Source organism: Marinomonas ushuaiensis DSM 15871 (assembly GCF_000521805.1).
Classification (GTDB): domain Bacteria; phylum Pseudomonadota; class Gammaproteobacteria; order Pseudomonadales; family Marinomonadaceae; genus Marinomonas; species Marinomonas ushuaiensis.
The window spans coordinates 180,317-205,043 of record NZ_JAMB01000005.1 but is presented as its reverse complement, the minus strand read 5'-3'; the positions used below and the strand labels follow the sequence as shown (position 1 = coordinate 205,043).

Annotated in this window: 23 protein-coding genes; 11 read left to right on the top strand and 12 right to left on the bottom strand. The window is 41.0% G+C overall.

Translation table 11 applies throughout. The annotated features are described in order from the left end of the window. Positions 1 to 97: 97 nt before the first annotated feature. On the bottom strand, positions 98 to 1,579 hold the full coding sequence (gene gltX / locus MUS1_RS07855; protein WP_036160891.1) for a glutamate--tRNA ligase: 1,482 nt from the start codon (positions 1,577 to 1,579) through the stop codon (positions 98 to 100). A gap of 610 nt (positions 1,580 to 2,189) precedes the next feature. On the opposite strand from gltX, the gene MUS1_RS07850 reads away from it, so the two are divergent. Further along, positions 2,190 to 3,353 carry a methyl-accepting chemotaxis protein gene (locus MUS1_RS07850; RefSeq protein WP_036160888.1) on the top strand — a complete coding sequence of 388 codons (1,164 nt, stop codon included), beginning with the start codon at positions 2,190 to 2,192 and terminating at the stop codon, positions 3,351 to 3,353. Continuing rightward, the gene (locus MUS1_RS07845; RefSeq protein ID WP_036160886.1) at positions 3,350 to 4,174 is read left to right on the top strand and encodes a hypothetical protein; all 825 of its coding nucleotides are present in this window, start codon (positions 3,350 to 3,352) and stop codon (positions 4,172 to 4,174) included. The genes MUS1_RS07850 and MUS1_RS07845 overlap by 4 nt, the downstream gene beginning before the upstream one ends. Here the strand turns inward: MUS1_RS07845 and xni are convergent. Then, positions 4,171 to 4,974 carry a flap endonuclease Xni gene (gene xni, locus MUS1_RS07840; RefSeq protein ID WP_036160885.1) on the bottom strand — a complete coding sequence of 268 codons (804 nt, stop codon included), beginning with the start codon at positions 4,972 to 4,974 and terminating at the stop codon, positions 4,171 to 4,173. The two genes, MUS1_RS07845 and xni, sit on opposite strands and share 4 nt — an antisense overlap. Positions 4,975 to 5,092: 118 nt before the next feature. Between xni and MUS1_RS07835 the strand changes: the two genes are divergently transcribed. Together MUS1_RS07835 and MUS1_RS07830 are read left to right on the top strand one after the other, a co-directional pair. Beyond that, complete coding sequence (locus MUS1_RS07835; protein ID WP_036160883.1) at positions 5,093 to 6,322, top strand: hypothetical protein; 1,230 nt, start codon at positions 5,093 to 5,095, stop codon at positions 6,320 to 6,322. Between the two features lie 232 nt (positions 6,323 to 6,554). After that, positions 6,555 to 7,877 (top strand): TolC family outer membrane protein, encoded by a 1,323-nt coding sequence (locus tag MUS1_RS07830; RefSeq protein ID WP_036160882.1) that lies wholly within the window; start codon positions 6,555 to 6,557, stop codon positions 7,875 to 7,877. A 274-nt stretch (positions 7,878 to 8,151) separates the two neighbouring features. On the opposite strand, the gene MUS1_RS07825 is transcribed toward MUS1_RS07830, so the two are convergent. The 6 genes from MUS1_RS07825 to MUS1_RS07800 all read right to left on the bottom strand — a co-directional run bounded on the left by MUS1_RS07825 (position 8,152) and on the right by MUS1_RS07800 (position 14,620). Next, positions 8,152 to 9,864, bottom strand: coding sequence for a dipeptide ABC transporter ATP-binding protein (locus MUS1_RS07825; RefSeq protein WP_036160880.1), 1,713 nt, complete (start codon positions 9,862 to 9,864; stop codon positions 8,152 to 8,154). Continuing rightward, on the bottom strand, positions 9,864 to 10,769 hold the full coding sequence (locus MUS1_RS07820) for an ABC transporter permease (protein WP_036160878.1): 906 nt from the start codon (positions 10,767 to 10,769) through the stop codon (positions 9,864 to 9,866). The genes MUS1_RS07825 and MUS1_RS07820 overlap by 1 nt, the downstream gene beginning before the upstream one ends. A 14-nt stretch (positions 10,770 to 10,783) precedes the next feature. Beyond that, complete coding sequence (locus MUS1_RS07815) at positions 10,784 to 11,746, bottom strand: ABC transporter permease (protein ID WP_036160876.1); 963 nt, start codon at positions 11,744 to 11,746, stop codon at positions 10,784 to 10,786. A 190-nt stretch (positions 11,747 to 11,936) separates the two neighbouring features. Next, positions 11,937 to 13,532, bottom strand: coding sequence for an ABC transporter substrate-binding protein (locus MUS1_RS07810; protein WP_036160874.1), 1,596 nt, complete (start codon positions 13,530 to 13,532; stop codon positions 11,937 to 11,939). 155 nt (positions 13,533 to 13,687) lie between these two features. Next, on the bottom strand, positions 13,688 to 14,002 hold the full coding sequence (yqfB, locus tag MUS1_RS07805) for a N(4)-acetylcytidine aminohydrolase (protein ID WP_211236442.1): 315 nt from the start codon (positions 14,000 to 14,002) through the stop codon (positions 13,688 to 13,690). A gap of 33 nt (positions 14,003 to 14,035) precedes the next feature. Further along, a complete protein-coding gene (locus MUS1_RS07800) occupies positions 14,036 to 14,620 on the bottom strand; it encodes a 3'-5' exonuclease (protein ID WP_036160871.1) in 585 nt (194 codons plus the stop codon). 101 nt (positions 14,621 to 14,721) lie between these two features. Between MUS1_RS07800 and MUS1_RS07795 the strand changes: the two genes are divergently transcribed. The 6 genes from MUS1_RS07795 (at position 14,722) to MUS1_RS07770 (ending at position 20,369) form a co-directional block, all read left to right on the top strand. Next, complete coding sequence (locus MUS1_RS07795; RefSeq protein ID WP_036160868.1) at positions 14,722 to 15,648, top strand: pseudouridine synthase; 927 nt, start codon at positions 14,722 to 14,724, stop codon at positions 15,646 to 15,648. A gap of 121 nt (positions 15,649 to 15,769) precedes the next feature. After that, positions 15,770 to 16,693, top strand: coding sequence for a LysR family transcriptional regulator (locus MUS1_RS07790; protein ID WP_036160865.1), 924 nt, complete (start codon positions 15,770 to 15,772; stop codon positions 16,691 to 16,693). 122 nt (positions 16,694 to 16,815) lie between these two features. Next, the gene (gene uraD, locus MUS1_RS07785; RefSeq protein WP_036160862.1) at positions 16,816 to 17,349 is read left to right on the top strand and encodes a 2-oxo-4-hydroxy-4-carboxy-5-ureidoimidazoline decarboxylase; all 534 of its coding nucleotides are present in this window, start codon (positions 16,816 to 16,818) and stop codon (positions 17,347 to 17,349) included. Positions 17,350 to 17,362: 13 nt separating this feature from the next. Continuing rightward, the gene (locus tag MUS1_RS07780) at positions 17,363 to 17,857 is read left to right on the top strand and encodes a tripartite tricarboxylate transporter TctB family protein (protein WP_036160859.1); all 495 of its coding nucleotides are present in this window, start codon (positions 17,363 to 17,365) and stop codon (positions 17,855 to 17,857) included. Positions 17,858 to 17,859: 2 nt separating this feature from the next. Continuing rightward, complete coding sequence (locus MUS1_RS07775) at positions 17,860 to 19,377, top strand: tripartite tricarboxylate transporter permease (protein ID WP_036160857.1); 1,518 nt, start codon at positions 17,860 to 17,862, stop codon at positions 19,375 to 19,377. Between the two features lie 14 nt (positions 19,378 to 19,391). Next, positions 19,392 to 20,369: a Bug family tripartite tricarboxylate transporter substrate binding protein gene (locus MUS1_RS07770; RefSeq protein WP_036160856.1), complete on the top strand. Its 978-nt coding sequence runs from the start codon at positions 19,392 to 19,394 to the stop codon at positions 20,367 to 20,369. An 83-nt stretch (positions 20,370 to 20,452) separates the two neighbouring features. Here MUS1_RS07770 and MUS1_RS07765 read toward each other — a convergent pair whose 3' ends face one another. Further along, complete coding sequence (locus MUS1_RS07765; RefSeq protein WP_036160855.1) at positions 20,453 to 21,346, bottom strand: DMT family transporter; 894 nt, start codon at positions 21,344 to 21,346, stop codon at positions 20,453 to 20,455. 144 nt (positions 21,347 to 21,490) lie between these two features. Between MUS1_RS07765 and MUS1_RS07760 the strand changes: the two genes are divergently transcribed. Next, a complete protein-coding gene (locus MUS1_RS07760; protein WP_036160854.1) occupies positions 21,491 to 22,384 on the top strand; it encodes a LysR family transcriptional regulator in 894 nt (297 codons plus the stop codon). A 325-nt stretch (positions 22,385 to 22,709) separates the two neighbouring features. On the opposite strand, the gene MUS1_RS16380 is transcribed toward MUS1_RS07760, so the two are convergent. From MUS1_RS16380 to MUS1_RS07750, 3 genes are all read right to left on the bottom strand, one after another. Then, positions 22,710 to 22,964, bottom strand: a complete 255-nt coding sequence (locus MUS1_RS16380; RefSeq protein WP_084035587.1) for a methyltransferase family protein — start codon at positions 22,962 to 22,964, stop codon at positions 22,710 to 22,712. A gap of 184 nt (positions 22,965 to 23,148) precedes the next feature. Then, positions 23,149 to 23,613 (bottom strand): hypothetical protein, encoded by a 465-nt coding sequence (locus tag MUS1_RS07755; RefSeq protein WP_036160852.1) that lies wholly within the window; start codon positions 23,611 to 23,613, stop codon positions 23,149 to 23,151. A 108-nt stretch (positions 23,614 to 23,721) separates the two neighbouring features. After that, complete coding sequence (locus MUS1_RS07750; RefSeq protein WP_051436172.1) at positions 23,722 to 24,213, bottom strand: hypothetical protein; 492 nt, start codon at positions 24,211 to 24,213, stop codon at positions 23,722 to 23,724. Positions 24,214 to 24,727: the final 514 nt, after the last annotated feature.

Sequence of the window (24,727 nt, the reverse complement as noted above, 5' to 3'; positions counted from 1 at the left end):
TCCAACTATTGGGGGTCACTTCACATTGAAGCCGGTTTTTTATTGCTTAATAACTCGCTAAGCTATTTGCTTACATACGATTATTGAAAAGACACACTTACAACGCAGCGAACTCTTTTTCCCAACGCTTAGCTTCTTTCTTAGATGGCCCACCCAATACATTCACCGCTGTACGCATACGTGCACGGGAAATATCAGAGCCTAGAATAGCCATAGAGTCGAATACGGATACCGACGCGGTTGTGCCTGAAATAGCAACGAACAGCGGCGCAAAAAAGTCTTTCGGCTTAATTTCAAGTGTTTGCGCAAGTGTTTTCATTTCATTGAATATCTCGTCTTTTTCCCATTTATTCAATATCTCTAAACGCCACAAGGCAAACTGCATCGCTTTACGAAGCGTTTCTTCTTCCATCTTAACGGAAGCGAAATCTTCTTTCGTAATAGGTAGCATGCCTTTTAAGAAAAAACCGGCAACATCAGCAACATCTGAGAAAGTTTCAACACGAGGAATAACCAATGGAAGTATCTTCATTAAGTATTCAGGATTCAACGCCCATTCAACGTATTTTTGAGCAAAGGTTTCTGGCGTCAAATTCTCGCGAATCCAAGTACCATTTAACCAACTCAATTTCTCGACATCAAAAATAGGTCCGCCAAGGGAAACACGTTGAATATCAAAGTTTTCAACCATGTCGTCTAATGAGAATTTTTCACGCTCATCAGGCATAGACCACCCCATACGACCAAGATAGTTAATCACAGCTTCCGCCATGTAACCCATACGTTGGTAATACAGAATGCTCGTTGGATTTTTACGTTTTGATAATTTTGATTTATCAGGGTTACGCAACAAAGGCATGTGACACAAGGTTGGCATATCCCAACCAAAATATTGATACAACAAGATATGCTTAGGCGCTGAGTTAATCCATTCCTCACCACGAATGACATGGGTGATTTTCATCAAGTGATCATCTACCACATTCGCTAGGTGGTAAGTCGGCATGCCATCAGCCTTCAGCAACACTTGCATGTCAACCTGAGTCCAGTCAATTTCAATTGTGCCACGCAACATATCCTGAACGACACACGTGCCCTCTTCAGGAATTTTCATGCGTATTACATATGGCACACCCTCGTCTAACTTTGCTTGAATTTCTTCTGGCGTTAACTTTAAAGCACGACCATCATACTTCTGCGGCAAGCCCTGCTCTTTTTGTTCAATACGCATTTGATCCAACTCTTCTGTTGTTTCAAACGCATAAAAAGCATGGCCTTTATTAACCAATTCCAAAGCATATTGACCGTAGATATCACCACGCTCACTTTGACGATAAGGGCCATATTCACCACCAACATCTGGACCTTCCGCCCAATCAAGTCCTAACCAACGCAAAGCATCTAGAATCATTTTTTCAGATTCTGGCGTACTACGAGTTTGATCGGTATCTTCAATACGTAAAATGAATTTACCACCCATTTTACGTGCAAACGCCATATTAAATAGCGCGATGTAAGCTGTACCAACGTGTGGATCACCCGTTGGTGATGGCGCAATGCGTGTTCTTACCTCTGACATAAATATCTCATTTATCTGTTGTCTTAAAATACCGACATTATAAGCCTCTCATCGCTTGTGAGTAAGAGGCTCAATAAATATATTCTCTCCTAGAGAAATATTTCTGTGCTCTTTATTTAAGAAGTGAACGCACCAAAAAGGAACGCACACGAAAAGCAGAACCATTTATGACCAAAAAAAGCCTATTTAAGCCCGTATTTGATATACAAAAAAAGGGGGAAATTACAGAAACAGATACAGAAGGGGATATTTTTGATTAAAGAAATTTCTTGGCGTTTTTTTTGCAATAAAAATTACAGCGTTAATATTTTAAACACTGATATTAACCACTTTGTTAGCCAATGCCGGTTAACCTCATTAATGGCAACGTCGCCCACTGCTGTATCGTTCAGTAGTATCTGATTAGGTTTCTTATTAATTAGGAAAGCCTCAGGGAACGCTTGTCTATCTGCCCCCTATTTCTAATACGATGACTTAATTCAGCTTCAATTGACGACTAGTGACGATTAATAAAAAACGGCAAGTATTATGAATTTCATCCTTATCAAAATCTAAGTTACAACAGAAAGAAGTAGATTCAAGTGCCCATTTTTCATTCAAAGGAATTGCTATGTTACTAACTCCAGGGGCTATTTTAATAGCTGCGCTGCCCTACTACGCACGTTTGTTGATTGTTTTATTATTGGGCGTAATCACAGTTTCGGCTATTTTGATTCCACACTTCTTCATAGAAGCGAACATTATTGTCGTCTTAACAACCTGCTTGCTAGTCTATTTTGCAATGTCTTCTAGCGAATTAACACGGTTACGTATTAAAGAACTCACCCAACATCTAACTAATTTTGAACATAGTGATGCCGTTAATTTGTCTTATAACGACACTGAATTTAATACGTTAGCTCATCATATCAACATCCTATTGCGCGCACTTAGCCGAAAAAATCACTTATTACAAAGTTGCTCACAAGAAACCCGTTATACCGCCACAGAACTTCAGAATTCATCTAATGTCGTTGCCAATGGAGCCCAAGAAGAACATCTTGCATTAAACGCTCTCGTTATCAGCAGTCAAGAAATGGCAATCACAATTGAAAATATTCTCGCCAGAATCAATTTGACATCAACAATGGCTAATCAAACTCGACAACAATCAGAACAAGGCCAAGTTGCATTGGAAGAGTTAAAACAACAAATTCATCTAATACAATCTACGGTTGCTCATAATCAGGCACAAATGACACAACTAATAAAGACGACACAAGATATTAGTGAATTTGTCACTACGATAGAACAAATCACCTCACAAATTAATTTACTTTCATTAAACGCTTCAATCGAAGCGGCAAGAGCGGGTGATGCAGGAAGAGGTTTTGCCGTTGTTGCAAACGAGGTCAGGCTATTGGCCGAGAACACAGAAAATGCGGCCCAGGATATTGGTCGTTTAGTCACCTCAATTGCCTCTGAAGTAAACACATCAGAACAAACCAGTTGGAAATTAATTGAGCTTGCCACCAGCGCAGCAACAGGTTCGGATACTGCAGCAGCATCTTTGATATCTATTCATGATGCGGCACAATCAACACAAAAAGAAATAACGCATTCAACCCAACTCATCACTGAATTTGGTGTTGCTAATACAAAAATGAGGGAACGATTACAGAACATCGCTGTGGTAAGTGAACAGCACAGCCAAGCCAGTAAAGACACAAAAGACATGGTCAAATACATGGAATGGCTTTCTTCTCGATTAGAGCAAAAGGAGACAGAAGTATGATGTTAACAAGCCTTTTTTTCCTTACCTGCCTAACTATTATATTAATGGCTATAGGTCGACAAATATGGTCCAAGAAAGCTTCTAAAGAACGTACATTAATGGGCGTTTCAGGAATTACTGTATTTATTGAATTGATTAAATTCACCCAACAACATAGAGGAATGCATTCAGGCTTTCTTAATGGAAAACTAGACTTTGAAGCTAAGCTCCCAATTTTGGAGGAAAATATCAATACCCTTTACTCTAACCTACTGTCCTTTGAAAAAACTCATAACTACCCAACATCACTCAGCGCACATTACCCATTTAAACAATGGCAACGCTTAATCAAAAACAATGAAATAACCAGCGCAGAAAGCTTCCAACTACACTCTGGCCTTATCACTCGTCAGCTTGACGCTGTCTGGGACATGGCCGATGAATTTTCATTAACATCCAATCATCATGAATACATACGAAATTCGGCACAACAGCTAGTCAAAACCTTACCTGAACTGGCTGAGGCATTAGGTCAAATTCGAGCACTTTCTGTACAAGTCTCAGCAAAGCAGGAGATGAGTGCTGACAAGAAATTACAACTTTTATTTACATTAGGAAAAATAGAAGAGCATCATAGAAACCTCACTTTGTCGCTTGCTAGATCAACAGACAGACGGCTTACTATGTTTATTGCAGAAATAAAGCAAAGCACCAAAGACTCAACCTTATGCCAACAAAATCCAGACACAATTTTTCAAGAAGCCACACACGTTATCAACGAAGTCTTCGTATTTATCTTGGCTGGATTTGATGATTTAAAAACAAAAATCAAAAGTCATTAAGGCTTTATTTTAACCGTATTAACCTTCAAATACGAAAGTTGAGAAAGGCGAATACCAATATCAACATCAGTTTTCAGAGCAACCAAAGCTCGCGACTTAATACACTGATCATAACCACCAGCTAAAAGCTTCTGGGTACGCTCGGGGAAAGAAGACAAATTATTATAGATGTCTTCTATGGTTGGAAAGGCATTAATAATGCTTAACGCTGTTTTAGGACCAACCCCCTTAACACCAGGGATTCGGTTCGTGGTATCGCCCACCAAAGCCCAATAATCCGTTAATTGATGAGGTTCAACGCCATATTTACCTGGCACCCAGATTTTATCGTAACCTAACCGGGCAAAATAATCGTATTGAAGAATATGGTCATCACTCAGTAACTGAGTGAAACCTTTATCAGTAGAAACAATGTAAGAAGTTATATTATGTTGAGCAGCCTTAACCGCAAGTGTCGCGATAAGATCGTCCGCTTCCCAACCATCTAATCGTAAACAGGGCAAACGATTAAAACGAAAGATTTTGGCGAATTCAGGTAAAGACTCTAAGAGCTTATCGTCCATCGGAACACGGCCCAATTTATATTCAGGGTAAACTTCGTGTCGCCATGTTTTTCCGTTGGAATCAAACACAACCACAGCATAAGCTGGATCAAACTGATGCGTCAGCTTTGCCAATGCATCAATTGAAATACTTTGCGTCCGCTCAACTCGACGATCTAAGTCTTTTTCTGATTCAAGCGCAGCATAAAGACGTCGAATCAAATTTAAACCGTCAATAATGAGTAATTTTTTGCCCACTTCAAACCCTTATTTTTGCTCGATTAATTTGCTATTGCATAATAATTTTAGGGTACCATGTGTCAATCTCCATCACGACTACTTGTGTGATTGAATATAAATAAAAAGGATTCTACTTATGAAAACAGCACATTCATTCTTTTGCGTTAGTATTATTTTAGGCGCAACTTCTTCATCGATTCTTGCTGCACCGATAAATGCCGTGATTGGATTGAGTAATAGTCAAGTTGTTGAAAGTGGAAAGAAAATGAGTCTTGTGCCTAACACTGGAACTGTACTCCCTCTTCAAGACAGCTTCTTGCCAATTAGTAATTTACAGAATACCGAGAATAAAAACTGGTTTGACGAAATTGGCCAGAAAATTAGAGTCGAGCACAAACAGCGAGATTTGAGTTATACAGGTGTTCTGACAAGCATAGAGAACGGTGAGCGCTCTTTCTTAATATCTGTTAACAAAAGATTAACCTCTTTACCTATGAGTGATTTCTACCTCATTCCCCTCGAAAAAAACGACAGTACAAAAACAACATCTGTTCCTTACCAAGTCAGCTATCAAACCAACCAACTCTCATGGACACCGCAACTGAGTTTAATATTTGACGACAATCAAGTATCGCTTTCACAACAAGCTATATTGCATAACAACTCGAGTGCCGTCATAGAGATCCAAGACAGTTTGCTACATTATTCTCGAACGGCAAGTCCCCAAGTATTCAAAGCAGAGCGCAGCTTAATGGCGATGGATTCGGCAAACCAAGGTGTCGAGTATCAGGACAATGAAATAAGTTATCCACTAAACGGCCCTGTATTATCGATCGCGCCTTACTCAAATACCCTTTATTCATTACCAAGTAGCCGCAGTTCAATCGACAGTAAAGTCCAAACTGGTTCACTTTATACTCACAGCAATAGCACAGGAAAAATCGACATTAGTTTTTATAACCAGCTAGGGTTTACACTAGAACAAGACGGACTTCCAGGGGAATACAAAACATTCTGGAAAAGAAATAACTTACTCATCCCTGGCAACTCTGTTGCATTGAACACGGTACGAGCCAATAATTCAGTAGAGGTCATTACGAACAAAAGCCAAGACATTACTGGCTATATTACGTTAGTTGAGTCGTCATCTAAAAAACTTCCTAGCACTCAAACTTGGGAAGCCACCATTCAAAATCACTCAAATCAAGAACAAAACTATTCGATCGTACAAAACACAAATGGCATTATACAAATATTAGAAAAAAGCGATGTCGCTCAATTGAATGCCAATAGCATAGAAATTTCAGGAAAAATAAAAGCCAATTCAAAAAAGACAATTACTTATAAAATTGAACTGAATAACTAAGTTAAAAAGCGAATACAAAGAACAGAATCAGAAAATAGTCTTATAAATAGAAAAAGCAGAATGATAAAGGAATGACTGTTGCATTAATTTTCCACATTGTAAGACTATGTAAAATATTTCATTATGATATTGTCAACAGTCATAATAGATATAGCAAGAATGGCACTGCCGAAAGCAAAACACTTGAGGTACTATTATAACTATATTTCATACTACGGGCCCACAGAGATCTATGAAAAAGCATATTATACCATCGTTAATAGCGACAGTTGCCCTAAGCAGTGCGACAGTTCATGCGGAAAGCATTTACGAAGTTTACAAGCTTGCCAAGCAAAATGACCCAGGCTTAAGAGCCGCAGCAGCGACTTACAAAGCACAAAAAGAAAGTGTAACCGTCACCAAAGGCAGCTTATACCCTAGCATCACCTTTAGTGGTGAGCTGGGCTATGATGACATAGGCAGCCCTTCTGACGATTATGACAATGTATCCAATACGCTGGCGCTTTCTTTAAACTACCCGATTTATTCTCCAGCATTGGGTTATGCGGTTGATGCAGTAGAGTTGGATTTTGACAGTGCAGGTATTGCCTTTGAAAACTCAGAAGAGAATTTAGTTCTCACTACATTGAATGAATACTTCAATTTATTGATTGCACAATCCACTCTGCAAACGACTGAAGCTTTGGTAAAAAGTACAGAAAGTCAGCTTGATCGTGCTAAAAAGCAATATGAAGTTGGTCTAGCGTCTATTACGGATTTACAAGATGCCCAAGCAGAATATGATTCTGTACGAGTCACACAACTAAGCGCTCAATCAGCGGTATCTGTTGCTCAAAATGCACTTTATCAAAGAACAGGAAAAACATTAAATAGCATTCCTGAATTAGCAAAGGATTACCCAATCCGCCTTGAATCAGGAATGACAGTTGATTCTTTACTCACTAAGGCTCGCCGTGACAACAAAGAATTACGCATATTAAATCTTTCTGTTGCTAGTGCAGAAAACAACATCGACATTCAAAAAGCCAACGGCCGCACACCAACCGTTGCAATTACAGGCGCATTATCTCGTGTTGATAATGACTATACAAATTCAACATTTAATACCGATGGCGTAACGAACTCCGCCTCTGTTGCACTAGGTGTCAGCATTCCGCTTTACAGCGGTGGTTCGATTAATGCGTCCGTACGCCAAGCTTCTGCTCAAGCCGAATCAGTGATTGAACAAAGAGCAAGTTCACTACAAGCTATTGAACTAAACATTCGTAGTCTTTATTTAGATCTACAAACGTCCGTTGCTCAAGTTGCAGCACAGCAGCAACTTATTCGTTCAAGAACCAGCGCGCTTGAAGCAACAAAAGCAGGATACGATGTAGGTACTCGTAACCTTGTAGAACTACTAGATGCGCAATCTAATCTTTACGATGCTCAGAACACTTACGAGCAGTATCGATACAATTTTGTGTTGAAAAAGCTTAGTTTGTTAGAAGCCACAGGCGATCTAACAGAAGATAAAATCAAAGAGTTGGATAAGTGGTTGGTTGCTAAAAAGTAATAAATCATAGACAAGAAGGATAAGTTAAAAATCTGTATCTCTTCAATAAACAAATAAAAACTGAACAGTGAAGATGGAGTACTGATGTCTCTTATAAAACAACTAAGAGAAGTCAGTACTCCAAGCTAAATTAGAACAACATTGCACATACGAACAAAAGGCTTACCGTTAAAATAGCTCTCACCCTAAAATCATTAAACTCCATTGATAGTCTTAAACTCGCGACAAAATAAGTCGTTTAAAGACTCAACCTATCAAGAAAAATATTACTACATTAGCATGCCCAGTCTTTCGGCATCACAGGCGTCAAGGACAGCAGTTTTTTGGTGTATTCCGCCTGTGGGCGCTCAAATAGATCTTCGGTTTTACCCGCCTCCTCGATCACGCCATTACGTAGTACAACCATGTCATCGGCCATTTGTCGAACCACTGAAAGATTGTGGCTAATAAATAAAATAGTCAGTCCAAACTTCGATTGCAGATCTTTCAAAAGATTGAGGATCTCAGCTTGAATAGATACATCCAATGCGGAAGTCGGCTCATCACATATCAAGAATCGTGGTCGAGCCAATAACGCTCGTGCCACGGCAATACGTTGACGCTGACCACCAGAAAATTGATGTGGGTATTTATCGATCGCATCTGGTGCCATACCAACCAAAGCAAGCATAGAAGCTGCAAGCTCTTGGCGTTTCTCTGGGTCTTTTTCTAAACCGTAGAACCAAAGCGGCTCTGTCAAAATCGAGCCAATCTTGTGGCGCGAGTTTAGGCTTGAATAAGGGTCTTGAAACACCATTTGAATAATTCGACGAGAAGCATGTTTACGGCTACGCGACTTTCCTGCCGGTAATATTTCGTTACCAAGCATCATGGTGCCACTATTAGGAGTGATCAGTCCCGTGATGGTTTTAGCGACAGTAGATTTACCTGAACCACTTTCACCAACCAACCCCATAATACTACCAGGCTTGACGTTAAAGCTGATTTTATCGAGAGCAATAAAGTCCTCTGGTTTACGCCACAATGATTTTCGTGTTCCAGAAAAGCGAACGTCTAGCGCTTCAATTGATAAACCGATTGAAAGCTCTTTTTGCTCGTCTTCAGGTAAATCTTTTTCTTCAAGTAACCATTGCTCAGCAAGATCGCCGGTAAAAACGCTAGCACCTTCAATGCCTTCTGTAGCCGGCACACTGAATCGATCAATTTTATGATCCATTGGCGGCACAGCACTCATTAAAGCTCGTGTATAAGCATGCTTAGGACGACCCAATACTTGTGCGGTTTCGCCCGATTCAACGACATGACCATTGCGCATAACAGTCACCCGATCAGCAATTTGTGCAATAACACCAATATCGTGAGTGATCAGGATAAAGCCAATTTTTCGTTTGTCTGCCAATGAGCGGATCAAGTCCAGCACTTGGCTTTGTACAGCAACGTCCAGTGCTGTGGTAGGTTCGTCCGCGATAATGAGTTCAGGATTAGTACAAAGCGCCAGTGCAATCACCACACGTTGACGCATACCACCAGAAAACTGATGTGGCCAAGATTTGATGCGTTCTGCCGCATTTTTAATACCGATTTCTTCGAGCAAGTCGATGGCGCGAGTACGAGCCTCATCCGCTGACATTTTCTCATGGGCCAAAATGGTTTCAACCAACTGTTCTTCAACCGTCATCAAAGGGTTAAGGCTGGTTTGCGGATCTTGGAAAATCATCGAAATACGTTTGCCACGCAACGCATGGGCTTGATTCACATCCAAGGCACGCAAGTCCGTATCGCCCAACATGATGTTGCCTTCAGAGATATAACCCGGTGTTTGCAACAAACCAATAACAGCTGCGCCAACGGTGGATTTACCCGCACCACTTTCACCGACAAGACCGTGAATCTCACCCGCTTGGACATTTATATTAATATTCTCGATGGCCGTCGTATCACCAAATCGAGTGGGAAAACGTACGGTTAAGTTTTCTACTGTGAGCATTAGCGTAACCCCGGATTAAAAACATCACGCATGAAATCACCAAGCGTATTAATAGAGACAACTAATGCCACAAGGAATAAAGTCGGTATCCATAAAATCCACCACTCACCTGACAACATAAACTGCATGCCAATACGAATAAGTGTGCCTAATGATGGACTGTCCGCCGCAAGACCAATGCCCAAGAATGACAAGGTCGCTTCGAGCAAAATCGCGGAAGCAAGGTCAACTGTCATAATGACCAAAAGTGGCCCCAAAATATTCGGCAAGATATGAATAAACATAATACGAATTGGACCTTGCCCCATAATAATAGCGGCCTGCACGTATTCTTTGTTCATCTCTACAAAAGTAGAAGCACGGGCAGTACGGGCAAAATTCACCCAAAGGGATAAAGCAATCGCAAGGGTTAAAACGACAACACGCAAATCTTGCTGTACTTCTGGCGGTAAGATTCCGCGAGCAATGCCATCAATCAATAAAGCCGTTAAGATGGCAGGCAAAGCGAGCTGAATATCGGCAATACGCATAATGATGGCATCGAAACGACCACCATAAAATCCAGCAGCAAGGCCAAGTCCAACGCCAAGCACGGTAGCAATCGCCATGGCAGACAAGCCAATCAGCAAAGACAAACGTGCACCGTATAAAATCGACGAGATCATGTCTCGCCCTTGATCATCGGTACCCAACATAAATTGTGAGATGCCGCCTTCCTGCCAAATCGGCGGAAGTAATCCGTCCATCAAACTAAACGAGCCTAAATCGTAAGGATTAACAGACGCAATCCAAGGCGCAAATGCAGCGCCAATAAAAATCAGAATAGCGATAACCGCCGCAACCATAACCGCAGGGCTACGAGTAAACAGCCAAAGACCTTCTGAGCGCTTAATAAATTCTTTCATATTCATCTCCCTACCTACACTCGAAGACGTGGATCAATGGCCACATACAAAAGATCAACAAGCAAGTTCACCACCACAAAGAAAAAAGCGATGACAACCAAATAAACCCCCATCACAGGGATATCAACAAAACGGATAGATTCAAGAAACAACAAGCCCATTCCCGGCCATTGGAAAACACTTTCGGTAACAATCGAAAACGCGATAACACCGCCGAACTGCAAACCAATAATGGTAATAACAGGCACCATAGTATTCGCTAGCGCATGTCGGAAATAAAGCTGTCTCATGGGCACACCACGAGCGGTAGCGAAGCGAATATAATCAGATCGCATCACATCCATCATTTGTGCTCGCACCAAACGCATGGTCAATGTGAGTTGATAAACACCAAGGGTAACCGCAGGTAAGATAAGCGCACGCCAACCATCAATAGAAAAGAAAGAACTTTCCCAGAAACCAATATTGACGGTTTCCCCTCGACCAAAAGTAGGCAACCACCCTAGCTGTACGCCAAATAAGAAAATAAGCATGATGCCGATAACAAAAGTCGGTATAGAAATACCAATAAGCGTGGTCATTAGTATGGTTTGAGTAATAACGCCCCGTGGTCGTAACGCGGTATAAACACCGGCGGGAATACCAACTACCAGTGAAATGAGCAATGCAACAACACCCAATTCAAGCGTTGCAGGAATACGACTGGCGATCATTTCAGCAACAGGTTGACGAGTACGAAACGAGTAACCAAAGTCGCCTTGTAACATATCGACAGTGAATCTGCCAAATTGGCTAATGAAGGGGTCATTCAGCCCTAGCTCTTCACGCAATCTTTCTTGATCGACAACGGAGGTTTCCACACCCGTCATTTGCGTAATCGGGTCCCCAACAAAGCGGAACAAAGAGAAGGCTAAAAAAGCCACCGCGAGCATCACAAACACAGATTGGATGAGTCGCTTATAAATAAAATAAAACATCAATGTTCAACTTTTAAACCGTTAATTTTTTATGTTAGAAGGTGTTTTAGATGACAGAGCAAACGAAACTAATAGCGTCTAAAAACAATGCCGTCTAAAAAAGTAAAGCTAATACCCTACTGAAGAAGGAAATACGCTCATCTTCAACAAGGTATTAGCTCGTACCTTAACCTTATAAAGGCTTCTTCAATTAATTCACAGTAACCCAACGCAATAAGAAGAAGTTATCAGCACGTTGCGTCATATCAACATTTTCTTTTGTCGCCCAAATTAATGGTTGAGTATAAAGGGGGATATACGCCGCCTCTTTCTGCGAAATAGACACAACTTCATCAATTAAGTTTTGACGATTGGTAGGATTAATTTCTTGCTGAATCAATGGAAGTAACTCATCAACACGTGCATTTGAGTAATTACCGAAGTTCCAAGAACCCAATTTTTTCACATCATCTTGGCTATGTAACAAGAAACGAATTGGGTGTTCCATATCAAAGGTACCTGGTGACCAACCTAACAAGTACATATCGAAATCATCCGCACGTAATTGCGTCCAGTAATCACGAACTGGGCCCGTGCTTAATTTCGCTTTTAGACCAACGGCACTCAACATAGACGCTGCGGCACGACACAAAGCTTCATCGTTGATGTAACGATCATTGGTACATTTTAAGCCAAAGCTAAAGCCATTTGGGTAGCCCGCTTCTGCTAGCAACTCTTTCGAACGTTTTGGATCGTATTCATGGCGAGCGGCGTTTTCCTCAGAATAGCCTGAGATACCAGCTGGTACTAATTGAGATGCGGCTTCAATTTTGCCACGGAACAAGACTCGATCGATCGAAGCCATGTTAATCGCATGAGATGCGGCTAGACGAACTCGAGGATCTTTAAATGGGTTCGCATCTTTTACATCAGAAGAATAAAGCAGTTTTTCGTGCTCATGGCCGAAACCAAACATAATGACACGGGTTTCTTCACCTTCTAAAATTTTAAAGCCTTTACGACTTTCAACTTGTTTAGCATCTTGCAACGGAATTGGCTGAATAAAGTCGATTTCGCCTGAAAGTAAAGCTGCAATCCCTGTCGCAGGGTTACCGATTGGTGTAAAGACCGCTTCTGTCACATTATGTGTCGCTGTATCCCACCAGCCAGAATACGGTTTTAAAACGGTTTTAACGCCTGGATCACGGCTTGATAAAACAAAAGGCCCGGTGCCGTTCACATTCATAGTAGCGAAGTTTTCAGCATCACTTGCTGGCAAAGCAGCATTGTTTTTCTCAGCCCAGCCTTTGTCCAAAATCATGAAGTTAGCGATAGAATCAGGGAAAAGAGGATTAGGTGCCTTTGTCACAAAATCAATCGTGTATTCATCAACAACCTTGACGTCAGCAACTGGCGCGAACCATGAACGAACATCAGCCGCTTCACTAGAAGCCCGTTGATAAGAAAATAATACGTCTTCCGCAGTAAAAGCAGCACCATCTTGGAAGGTAACGTTTTTACGTAAATGAAAGCGCCAGCCATTTTTACCAACTAGCGGTTCCCAAGACGTTGCTAATGATGGCTCGATAGCCATCGCTTCACCACGTCGTACCAAACCTTCATAAACATTATTCAAAAAGGACAATACTGGTGCCGAGTTTACAGCATGTGGGTCCATAGTTTGTGGATCTGTATTGGAAGCCCAGCGGAAGGTTTCTGCTGATGCACCAGTAGCAGATACTCCCGCAACCAATGAAACTAAGACACTGGAGAGTAGAGCTGAATGGCGTAAACTAGGTTTTTTCATAGTATTTTCCTATAAAATAATTTTCAATTAAATTCAGAATAAACATCTTCTTTAATAAAGTCTATATGCAGATTTCATGCCCAAGATATTGAAATGAATAGTAAAAGTTTGAAGAGATAAATTTAATAAATAGTCTAATGGAATCAAAAAAATAACTAACCAATAAACTCGTATGAAATCACATACAACTTTTCGATATTTGGATAAATGTCTTGGATAATATCTTTCAACTCAGAAAGTGTCATGTTCTCTTGCGTGGCGTGAAAATCTGATAACTCACTAAATTTTATGGCGTTAACTGATTGTATTTTAAGCTCACAAAACCAACGTCCTTCTTCATAAGTCGACACTTGTACAACGCTATTGGGGACATAGTCTTTTTCCGATTCATCTCTAATTGTGATGGTTTTCTTTCCTAAAAGAATATCGGCTTCAAAGCGCTGGAAAAAAGTGATCTCAGATTGGCTCAAAGTGTTTCCTTAGATGTATTTAAACTAGTGTATTTAAACCAATGCAGATAATGCTTTTTCAACACAAATGGCAGCATGAGCATCATTAGCAGCATACAGAATCTGGCTTTTTTTAAGAGGGTAAGCCCCCCAATTGGATTTTTGCGCGCCCTTCCCTAAACGAGCCTTAAGCACCATCGCCACCGCAGAACGTGCTCCTATAGTATTTTTATCGCCAATCAGGCGCTTTAAGGTAAAGGATAAATCTTGTGTGTTCACAATGTCGATATTGAGTTTATTACGCAGCTCTTTGTTGTCGTCTTTGATGCCGAAACCGACTTTCATAATGGCCGGATTGATTAAGATTTCTGCGGCTGCAGACACAGCAGCAGGAAAACGAATAGGAAACAGAAACGCTTTTGATTCTGTGGCTATTTGAATTAACGATGGTCCAGGGCTCACTTGGCCTTTATTGAAAATCGGCTTGCTTTCTGTATCGAACCCTAAACAAGTTTCGTTTTCTAGCTCTTTTAATGCCTCAGCCGCATCCTGTTCATTTTCAATAATCTTAATATCTAACAGATCAAGCCCCACATACATGGGTAACTCTCTTATCTGCTCTTTAGTAGGACGCTGCATATTTTATCTCTTCATAAACCACTTAACATGAGCTCGCATAATCAAGGTCATGTTATAGTCACCATAAATCGCACACTATAGTCGAAGGTTTGTATCGCTACATGGCAATTTCAGAAAATCCATCAAAGCTAAGTTTACCTCAGACAGACCCCGGCGTCGCCACAGTGCTGGAATACTTGATTGTTAAATTCCCTTATATTGATGCTAATATTTGGCGACAGCGCATGATCGATAAAAAAATCCATTGGCATGATGGCTCATTCATAAACCCTCAGTCCCTCCTTCGGCCTCAGCAACGCGTCTATTATTATAGAGAGGTTCAAGATGAACCAATTGTCCCTTTTGAAGAAACCATACTGTTTCAGGACAAACATATTCTAGTGGCGTATAAACCCCATTTTCTGCCTGTTACACCCGGCGGAATTTATGTGAATGAATGCCTTCAAAACCGTTTACGTCGCCGCACTGGTATCAAGCACTTACAAGCCTTACACCGACTAGACAGGGTCACTGCGGGATTAGTCATATTTTCTACAAACCTAGACACACTCCATGATTATCATCAGTTATTTAAAACCCAACAAATACATAAAACCTACCAAGCGATTGCCAGTTCCAACAACCGTTTCGTAGAAAATTTAGTGGGTAAAGAATGGGAGATTAAAAATCGTATTGAGAAGTCTGAACCGAGCTTTCTTATGAAGGTGACCGAAGGCGAAGCCAACAGTCATTCAATGATTCGCTGTGTACAACAAACAGATCAGAAGGCGTTATTTGAACTACGACCAATAACCGGAAAAACGCACCAATTACGCCTCCATATGCAGACTCTGGGCTGGTCGATATTAAATGACAAATACTATCTGCCACTAGGAACAGAATTACAGCCAGAGTCAGCAGATAACTATGAAGCACCGCTGCAGCTGCTAGCAAAAGAACTCTCGTTCGTAGATCCAATGACTCAACAGCCTAGACACTTTCGTTGTGACAGCTCTCTTTTATTGCAGCCAAAATACCACACCAATTAAGACGCAATTAAAAACAAGCGCCTTATTTGTTCTATTTAGTAAAATCTCTTTTATTTTTTATTCTCTTTTATAGAATGGACTTAGTACTCTCGATCCCTATTCATTATATGAGACAAAGAAAATGGCTCTGCATTTAGTTCCTCGCTCCTTACAATATGTCGAACAGGTTGCTCACCTTGGATCAATTCAGGCGGCTTCTCGTGAAATAGGAATATCCGCTTCGGCAATTCATCGTCAAATCATAACCATAGAGGAGGATTTAGGAGAATTAATTTTCGATCGCAATGTAAAAGGTATGGTGCTTACGCCAGCGGGTCGATTAATATTGGATTTAGCACGAAACTGGCGATTCGATAGCGCTAAACTTTGGACCCTAATGCAAGCAAATAGAGGGATCGAATACGGTAAAATCCGGATTGCCACAATGGATGGAATGGTAAACGGTTTAGCATTAGAACTAGCAAGTGAGATAAGCCATAGATTTCCACGAGTCCAAACAGAGTTCGAGATTACCAGCCCTGATCGTGCTGTAAAAGGGGTCATAAACGGAGACTTCGACATTGCTATAGTCGCGAACCCTAAGCCCGATGTTGACCTTATTTATCATTGGTCAAAAGAATTTCCGTTAGGCTGTATAGCCGCACCTGATCACCCTATTGCAGCTAAAAAAAGTATAACTCTAGAAGAATTTGTCACTTTCCCTGTAGCATTTCAAGGCGCTTCCCTTCCCATCAGAAAGCTGTTAGAAGCACGCCATGGATGGATCTTTGAAAAAGCCGTTAACTCTATGGTTGTTAGTTCAGTACAACTAATGAAGTTACTTGCTGTGTCAGGGAAGTATGTATCAGTCACATCTGAAATTGACGCTGGGCCCGAGATCAAATCTGGTTTACTAAAATTTATTCCAATCAGTGATACAGACCTTTTTCAACAATCCATTGCCGTCATATCAAACGCACAAATGCCGCTATCCGATGTTGGTACGAAAATCATTCATATTGCTGAACAGTTATTAGAGCGACCAAACAACGGACTAATATCTTAACAATATAAATACATAATTACATATAAATTCTAATAATTAGAATGATAGGTTCGATATTATTCTATAGACGGGAATGAAATAACGCCCTAGTCTCTATTTAAATCAATAGATTCTAGGGCCATATGAATACTCTTTCTAAACTTAATAATGCAGGCGACGATCTAGCCGTTTCGATGATTTCCCCATTAATCGAACGAGCACCACACATCGCAGAAAAAGTGTCTAAGCATCGCCCTTTTGCAGATTCACACGCTCTTTGCGATGCCATTCTTTGTGAATTACTCAAGTTAAATGAAGAAGAATCTCTTACCCTTTTTAGAGCACACCCAGAGCTTGCACCAAACAAATCACTTTCCATGACCAGCGCATCACAACAAGAACAAGGCCGTTTTGATTTGACATCACAGCATAACGAACATCGCACACACCTCGTCACTTTGAACGCCCAATATCAAGAGAAGTTTGGTTTCCCCTTTATTGTCGCTCTTGCGCGCCATACAAACATGGAAAGTGTGATAAAAAACTTTGAAACGCGCCTTGCTGGTAATCGAGCTTCGGAAATGAAGAACGCTATTGAACAGATACATGCCGTTAGTGCCGCACGTATTAAGATATTTTTAAGCATTGATGACACAACAAGCCCCAAGAATAGATAGGTAAACAATCATAATGAGTCTTCAAAACGAAAAAATAGACGCAGTTGAATGCAGTAATACAGTTTCTGATCCCTCTGTATGGTTTGGCGCGACTGGGGGAATTATCCTTTTTATTGTCAGCATTATTTTTATAGTCGGCGGTATAGGTTTAGGACTTGGTTCACCATTTAGGTTAGGAACAGGGGCATTCCCTTTTATCACGGGTATGATTCTAGGGGCGCTATCACTTGCTATTTGTTTCTATGAATTACGTGGTGATGGTTTAGCAAGTACACCAGATTGGATTGGTTTTTGTGCCATCTGTTCCGCATTAGCTGTTTTTGCATTAACAGCCGAGAAATTAGGGTTAGTTCCAGCGGCATTTCTAACAGTATTTGTCGCGAGCTTACCAGACCGAAGCTTATCTCTAGTTGGTAAAATTATTCTTGGAAGCTGTGTCGGTGCCGTTTGTTGGATTCTATTCATTGAGTTGCTTAACTTACCTTTTAAACCTTTCGTGGGGCTTTAACGATGGAAATTTTAGCGAATTTCGCACAAGGGCTATCCATTGTTTTACAGCCAGAAAACTTGATGTATTGCTTCATCGGTGTCTTTCTTGGCACCTTTATTGGCGTACTGCCGGGTATTGGGTCACTTGCCGCTATTGCCATGATCTTACCTTTATCCTTTTATTTAGATCCGACTTCCGCTTTAGTCATGATTGCAGGTGTCTATTATGGTGCTGAATACGGTGGTTCTATTGCTTCGATATTAATGAACATACCCGGCACTCCTGCGGCGTCAATCACATGCATTGACGGCTACCCTCTCGCTAAAAAAGGCCGTGCTGGTGTAGCACTCTTTTCTACTGCCATTGCCTCTTTTGGTGGTGGAATGATCGGCATGCTGGTAATGGCTGTGTTGGCGCCTTCACTCGCTCAGTTGGCGTTGTCTTTTGGCCCTCCTGACTATTTTGCCGTCATTCTACTCGGTTTAGTCGCTGCTTCTGCAGTAAGTAACGGAGGTGCGTTAAAAGGTATCACTATGGTGGTTCTAGGTTTGATGCTCGGCAGTATAGGCATTGACCTGACGACAGGTGATCAAAGATTTACGATGGGCATTCCAGAGCTGCGTGATGGTATTCATATTGTTATTGTCGCCATGGGCCTATTCGGTGTCAGTGAATTAATTGCATCAATACGTGACAACAAAAAAGGCAGTGCAACACAATCCATTGATTACAACGACTTCTACCCTTCTAAATCTGAATGGAAATCGCTTTTTTCACCTATTCTACGTGGCGGTGCTATCGGATCTTTCTTTGGCGCCTTACCAGGAACTGGGCAAACCATTGCAGCAGCGATAGCCTATGCCGTTGAAAAACGTATTTCTCCGCAAAAGAAAAAATTTGGAACAGGAGTTCTTCCCGCTGTTGCGGTACCTGAAGCTGCCAATAATTCAGCGACACAGACAGCGTTTATTCCGACATTAACCCTCGGTGTCCCCGGCAGCCCTCCAATGGCTCTCGTCATTGGTGCGTTAATGATTCACGGTATAACCCCCGGGCCAAGGTTATTAACAGAAGCGCCAGATATGTTTTGGGGACTGATTGCCAGTTTTCTAATCGGTAATATTATGCTGCTTATTCTAAACATCCCTCTTATCGGCATTTGGGTTCGCTTGTTACAAATTCCTTACAAGTACATGTACCCGACCATCATTGTGCTTATTTGCATGGGGGTTTACAGCCTAAACAATAACGTATTCGATATTTGGTTAACCTTAATTATAGGGGCCATTGGGTATGTGATGCGTTTATACAAATTTGAGCCCGCGCCGCTCTTAATTGGTTTCGTCTTAGGACCACTAATGGAAGAACACCTTCGTCGTTCAATGCTTCTTTCTAGAGGGGATGCAATGGTCTTTTTTGAACGTCCTATTAGTGCGACCTTAATCGCAATAACAGTGGGAATTCTTGCCTTCACTGCCTACAAATCAATTTCAAACTATCGTCGCTTTAAAACGTCATCTTCTCAACTTACGAAATAACAGAGGAACAAAAAATGATAAATAATCAGAAAGTATTATTAGGAGCTGGATTAGCAGCACTAGCACTGACATTCGCTCCTGTATCTATCGCTGCGCCAGGGTCATGGAGCAGTGAACCAGTTCGAATCGTTGTGACATTTCCACCAGGTGGAACCAGTGATCTTGTAGCTCGTCTATTGGCAAAACATCTAGATTCTGACTACGGTCAAAAAGCAGTTGTCGATAATCGACCTGGTGCGGCAGGCACAGTAGCGGCCGATTATGTTAGCCGTCAATCGGCAGATGGCACAACACTACTACTCGCAAATAATGCGCCTTTTACTATTTCGCCAACACGGTTCAAAAGTATTCCTTATGAGCCAATAGAAGACTTTACTCACGTTGCTTATATTGGTGCCTCAGCACCAGGATTGTTTGTTCAACCAACGTTAGGCATCAACACTGTGGAAGAATACATTGCATACGCAAAATCGAAAGAGTTAGCCTATGGATCAAGTGGTGTTGGTTCTATATCTCATATTCTTGGTGAAGCAGTTGATGCGAAACTAGGTATTCAGTCTATTCATGTTCCATACAAAGGAAGCTCTCCTGCTATACAAGATTTCCGTGCAGGTGTTCTCGATATGTTCTACGACATGGTTGTCCAGAACAAAGACATGATTGCGGATAAAGAGGCTATTGCCATCGCCATAGCTTCTCCAGAACGTAACCCTCAAACACCAAACGTTCCAACATTCCGTGAGCAAGGTTATGATGTTGTCATTGAAAACTGGGTTGGCCTTTCCGCACCAGCAGGAATGGACGCTAAAACAACCGAAACTATTAACGATACGGTCCTAGCCATTTTCTCAAGCGACGAAGTTAAAGAGAGATTAATAGAACTGGGCATTACCCACAGCGCAATGACCAGTGCGGAATATACTCAATTTGTTGCTGACTCAATCAGTACATGGGCACCGCTTATAAAATCAGCGGGGATCGTAGAAAAGTAACATACGATAAAGACTAAAAGATGTTGTCGTTTTCACAAATCGAAAACGACAACATTTTTTAAAGGCTTACCTAATTTGCAAAGCTACCTGCTTTGCAAAGCGCTCTCGATAACAGGTTTATCTTTCACTTGCTTGATAAACAAGGCCAATACAATTAACACCATCGCCGTCATTTCTAATCTGTCTAAATGATCACCTAATAAAACCGCACCTGTTATTAACGCCACTACCAACTCTAATGACCCTGTTAAAGCATTTCTATCTGCACAGGATTTAGGTGCTCCCAACATAAACAACAACTGAGGAATCACAGCCGCTAACAAGGCAATTCCCAATACAGAAAGGAAACCCATCGAAGACGCTGGCAATATTTGAACAGGGCCAATCCACATAGCGATTGGTAACAGCACCACAACATGCCCAATGGTAATCCACGCCATTCGGCTACGTGTTGGTATTTTTCGTTTCGGTTTAGACAAATACTGCACTTGAGTTGCCACCGCCAAAGGCGCTAAAAAACAAGCCGCAACAGCCAACAAAGAACCTTCTGGTAATGACTCAGGTCGTATCGTTAAAGACACCGCAATAAGCACTAGCGCTGCGGATACCAAAGTATTTTGAGAAGGGGCTCGTTTGAAAATCAGCCAACCAATCAAGACACTGAAAAAGGGATAACTGTAATAAATAAGAATTGCAGTCGCCGCAGGAATCGTATCCAACGCATGAAAATACCCAAAAATAGACACGCCGCTTACTAAGCCTAATACTAAACTTCTAGACGCTTCCGCTCGATTTTCTCGCGGTACACGTAAGCAGAAAACGAAAAACATCGCAGGTAAAATGAATCGGTACAAGCTAACCATTTCAGCACCTAAGCCATCCTTAAATAACTGCTGGGCAAAGTAAGGATTTAGACCATAAAAGCAAGCGGCCATTAAAACCAAATACTGCCCGTCCATTGTAGATTCTTGTTTCATCTCGATTTCATTCCATTCTATTGAGACAAAACGATAACGCACCACTGATTAAAAAAATAATGAATAATAAACCCTATTGATTAATACTGTGCATATATAAGACATCATTAATGAAATCTAAATACCAAGAAGCAAGGTGAGTTTATGAGACTAGACATCAAGCATTGGGAAATGCTCAATGCGATAGACAGAACAGGCACCCTAAGGCAGGCAGCAGATGTGCTAGGCATAACCCAATCAGCATTAAGTCATAGACTCGCCGAAGCGGAGAGACGATTGGGAGGATTATTGTTTGAACGTGAAGGCCGTCGACTTAGACAAACACCGTCAGGGCGTTCGATGACACAAACGGCTAATCAGATTATTCCTGCGCTACAGCGTGCTGAGTTTGATTTTCAGCAAATGGCAACCAACAAAACCACGGTCGTTCGTATTGGTATCGCCGCCTACAGTTGCTATCACTGGTTGCCTTCATTTTTAAAAGTCATGTCAAAAAAAGAACCTCATATTCAACTGGAGTTGGTTGCATCTGCCACACAGAACCCGCTTAAAAACCTTCAACACGGCGACGTAGATGTCATCTTAGCTCCGGGGCATCTGGCCACACCCAGCATCGACTCTATCCCGGTGTTTCAAGACGAACTTGTCTTGGTCACACACCCAAAGCATAAGTTGGCGAATAAACCTTTTATAAAAGCCACAGACTTAGAAAGTGAAGACTATTTAACTTACAGTAAGTCAGCTCAACCTGGGTTCGAATATGAACGTTTTATCCGCCCATCTGGAGTTGTGCCTCACTTAGTTACCGTTGTGGAAGTCACGGATGCGGTAATCGAGCTAATCTCATCAAATTTTGGTGTCAGTATATTATCTCGGTGGGCAGTTCAATCAGCGATTAAAAATAAAACCGTATCGGCCGTAAGTTTAGGAAAAGAAACCCTCAGTCTTGACTGGTCGGCATTAATTCGTGAATCAGAACCCGCCTCCTCTGCCGCCAGAATGGTATCCCGTAGATTAGCAGAATGGTTTAAACAGTAAAAAATGCATCAAATAAAAGACTCGAGCAAAAACAAAGTATTAACACTACGGCTTAACATTTCCAGTATATGCACGCATATAACTTGTCTCTGTCATAACGATGGTCGTTTTTAAGCTGTATTTTTAATACCATAACTCAGGTGTCAATGTCTGCCACCTGAGTTATACGCACTTGACTCCCCATAACCTTCTTCTATTGATTGACCTAAAACCGTTTGCGTAATATTAGATTTTTATAGGGCTAAGAAAACGCTCTAGTCTTGGTTTGATCACCAAAGTCATGAGAAAAAAAATAAAGCGATAAAAATAACGTTTAAAGGGTTAGCTAAATAACGTAACCAATTAAGACTGATAACATGCCAACATACATAGGGTTTCTTGTGTATTTATATATTCCAGAGTTAACAAGAGTTAATATATTATCAGTATTAACAGGGTTCACAGTTGTTTTATGTTTTTTAAATGCTACCACTCCGGATAAAATAAACAGCAACCCTATGAATAAAAAGATTAATAATGCAACCAAGTTGAATGAATAGAATAAGATGAAATCAATACAAGCCTTAGCAGTAAAAAACATGCATGTAGCAAAGATAACAACAAGGATTAATGGTGGTATTTTTTATTCGAGCTTCACGAGACTATTCTTGTAAGCATAACGCCTTGCTCATTTGCGCAGCGGTTGTAGTGGATTTTTGTGCAATAATGAGCGCAGCGAACGCACAAAAAGGAACGTAGACTGCTGCGTCAAATGGAGCAATTTGTTAGGCATTTACTTCGGCCTCAACATGTTCCACCAATATTTCCAATGATATTTGATGCCATTCTGCCAGATAAGAGCCTTTTTCTTGAACCACACGCTCTGCGTCCGAACCAAGAAAGAGAAGCATTGAGAGCAAGTCCTTAACCTGTAGATCCGTTTCTTCCCCGTGAGCCATGCGATTTCGAACGCTCTTAAAATTTAGCAAAGACTCATAGGTCTTTTGCTTTATTACTCCAAGTGCAAATGCCAATTGTATTAATCTAGCCAGACTATCGCCAACTACTTTTTGAACTCCGATCTCGTTTACAAACTTTGCTTTGACAGCTTCATTAAGAATGACTTCAATTTTTGCAGCGGATCTAATTATATTTAGGGCGTGCTTATCCATTAACTCCAAGTGAAGCTCAATACGTTTCTTCAATGAATCATCAAGATCAATTTTTACGAATTCCTCGGGTTTTTCCATTATTGCACCTGATGCCTAACGCCGCCTTAAGCGGTGAGTAATAGTTGGCTAACATGTGAAGCGAAGCGGAACCGAGCCAACTGTTACGAATCCGACTTTAAGGCCTTGTTAAGTATCCTCTTCCTCGTCACTAATCTCTGCGGATATGGAAAGAGTGCTCCCAGAAAGTACGGCGAATTTGTTGACTATAAACTCAGCTTCTTTCAAAACCTTCTCAGCAGTTTTTTTAGCTTTAAACTGGCCTCTATGGACAACATTGTTTCTTTCGTCGTTTATGTCTTTAGAGCGTTTTTTAACTTCTTTAAGGGAGTCTTCGGCAGGAGTATTCTTATAGATAGGAAGTAGTAGGCGGTCAACTTTACCCATTAAACCGTTCGCCCACATCATAAGGTTATCAACAAAATGCTCTGGAAGTTGGCGATTATGCTGAAACTCATGCTTAACCAGTAGATTAGCCGCAAGTTCAACAGTCGTAGCAGCTCGAATGACAACAGTAGAAAACTCGCCACGTTTCATCAAGCCAATTGTCTTGTTCCAGTTCGATTTAATTTTTTCTTCTAACGTACGTTCATCGTACGGTTTACTAGATTTACTACCCATACTTTCCTTGAATACCTAACATCTTTAATAGTGCGCATGCGCGTTTACACATTTATAAAAATTTCTAAACTCCCTTATAACCAACTGAATTTTCAGTGTTTTATAAAGTTATTCATAAAATCAAAAACTGGCTAAACGAGCGTGCGCGTTATCACTTCTCTTTATCAGGAAAGCATCGCCTGTTATCTCAGCACGATAAATTCTTAATTATTGATTTTAGGGCTGTTTTTCATTTTCTGCCAGTACAAACGCGCAAAATCGAGTTACTTAAAACGTGTAAACGAGCACAAAATAGATAAATTGAAAAATAGCCTTTCGATTAATACATTTTGCCTATATTAAAATAACTTAAATTGAGCTGTTAAAAATTACCATTTTTATTTAAAAAAATAGAAATCGTTAGGGCAAAAACAATAACCCCACCCTGACCCTCCCCTTGAAGAAATGGGAGGGAACGGATCGGCAAGACAAAGCCGATGAACGAGGTCAAACGATTATCTAAAAAAGTAACGTC

What these genes read in the sequence shown, in the direction of transcription:
- gltX (WP_036160891.1), bottom strand. Translation starts at nt 1,579, where the DNA reads ATGTCAGAGGTAAGAACACGCATTGCGCCATCACCAACGGGTGATCCA.
- MUS1_RS07850 (WP_036160888.1), top strand. Translation starts at nt 2,190, where the DNA reads ATGTTACTAACTCCAGGGGCTATTTTAATAGCTGCGCTGCCCTACTAC.
- MUS1_RS07845 (WP_036160886.1), top strand. Translation starts at nt 3,350, where the DNA reads ATGATGTTAACAAGCCTTTTTTTCCTTACCTGCCTAACTATTATATTA.
- MUS1_RS07835 (WP_036160883.1), top strand. Translation starts at nt 5,093, where the DNA reads ATGAAAACAGCACATTCATTCTTTTGCGTTAGTATTATTTTAGGCGCA.
- MUS1_RS07830 (WP_036160882.1), top strand. Translation starts at nt 6,555, where the DNA reads ATGAAAAAGCATATTATACCATCGTTAATAGCGACAGTTGCCCTAAGC.
- MUS1_RS07825 (WP_036160880.1), bottom strand. Translation starts at nt 9,864, where the DNA reads ATGCTCACAGTAGAAAACTTAACCGTACGTTTTCCCACTCGATTTGGT.
- MUS1_RS07820 (WP_036160878.1), bottom strand. Translation starts at nt 10,769, where the DNA reads ATGAAAGAATTTATTAAGCGCTCAGAAGGTCTTTGGCTGTTTACTCGT.
- MUS1_RS07815 (WP_036160876.1), bottom strand. Translation starts at nt 11,746, where the DNA reads ATGTTTTATTTTATTTATAAGCGACTCATCCAATCTGTGTTTGTGATG.
- MUS1_RS07810 (WP_036160874.1), bottom strand. Translation starts at nt 13,532, where the DNA reads ATGAAAAAACCTAGTTTACGCCATTCAGCTCTACTCTCCAGTGTCTTA.
- MUS1_RS07800 (WP_036160871.1), bottom strand. Translation starts at nt 14,620, where the DNA reads ATGCAGCGTCCTACTAAAGAGCAGATAAGAGAGTTACCCATGTATGTG.
- MUS1_RS07795 (WP_036160868.1), top strand. Translation starts at nt 14,722, where the DNA reads ATGGCAATTTCAGAAAATCCATCAAAGCTAAGTTTACCTCAGACAGAC.
- MUS1_RS07790 (WP_036160865.1), top strand. Translation starts at nt 15,770, where the DNA reads ATGGCTCTGCATTTAGTTCCTCGCTCCTTACAATATGTCGAACAGGTT.
- uraD (WP_036160862.1), top strand. Translation starts at nt 16,816, where the DNA reads ATGAATACTCTTTCTAAACTTAATAATGCAGGCGACGATCTAGCCGTT.
- MUS1_RS07780 (WP_036160859.1), top strand. Translation starts at nt 17,363, where the DNA reads ATGAGTCTTCAAAACGAAAAAATAGACGCAGTTGAATGCAGTAATACA.
- MUS1_RS07775 (WP_036160857.1), top strand. Translation starts at nt 17,860, where the DNA reads ATGGAAATTTTAGCGAATTTCGCACAAGGGCTATCCATTGTTTTACAG.
- MUS1_RS07770 (WP_036160856.1), top strand. Translation starts at nt 19,392, where the DNA reads ATGATAAATAATCAGAAAGTATTATTAGGAGCTGGATTAGCAGCACTA.
- MUS1_RS07765 (WP_036160855.1), bottom strand. Translation starts at nt 21,346, where the DNA reads ATGAAACAAGAATCTACAATGGACGGGCAGTATTTGGTTTTAATGGCC.
- MUS1_RS07760 (WP_036160854.1), top strand. Translation starts at nt 21,491, where the DNA reads ATGAGACTAGACATCAAGCATTGGGAAATGCTCAATGCGATAGACAGA.
- MUS1_RS16380 (WP_084035587.1), bottom strand. Translation starts at nt 22,964, where the DNA reads ATGTTTTTTACTGCTAAGGCTTGTATTGATTTCATCTTATTCTATTCA.
- MUS1_RS07755 (WP_036160852.1), bottom strand. Translation starts at nt 23,613, where the DNA reads ATGGAAAAACCCGAGGAATTCGTAAAAATTGATCTTGATGATTCATTG.
- MUS1_RS07750 (WP_051436172.1), bottom strand. Translation starts at nt 24,213, where the DNA reads ATGGGTAGTAAATCTAGTAAACCGTACGATGAACGTACGTTAGAAGAA.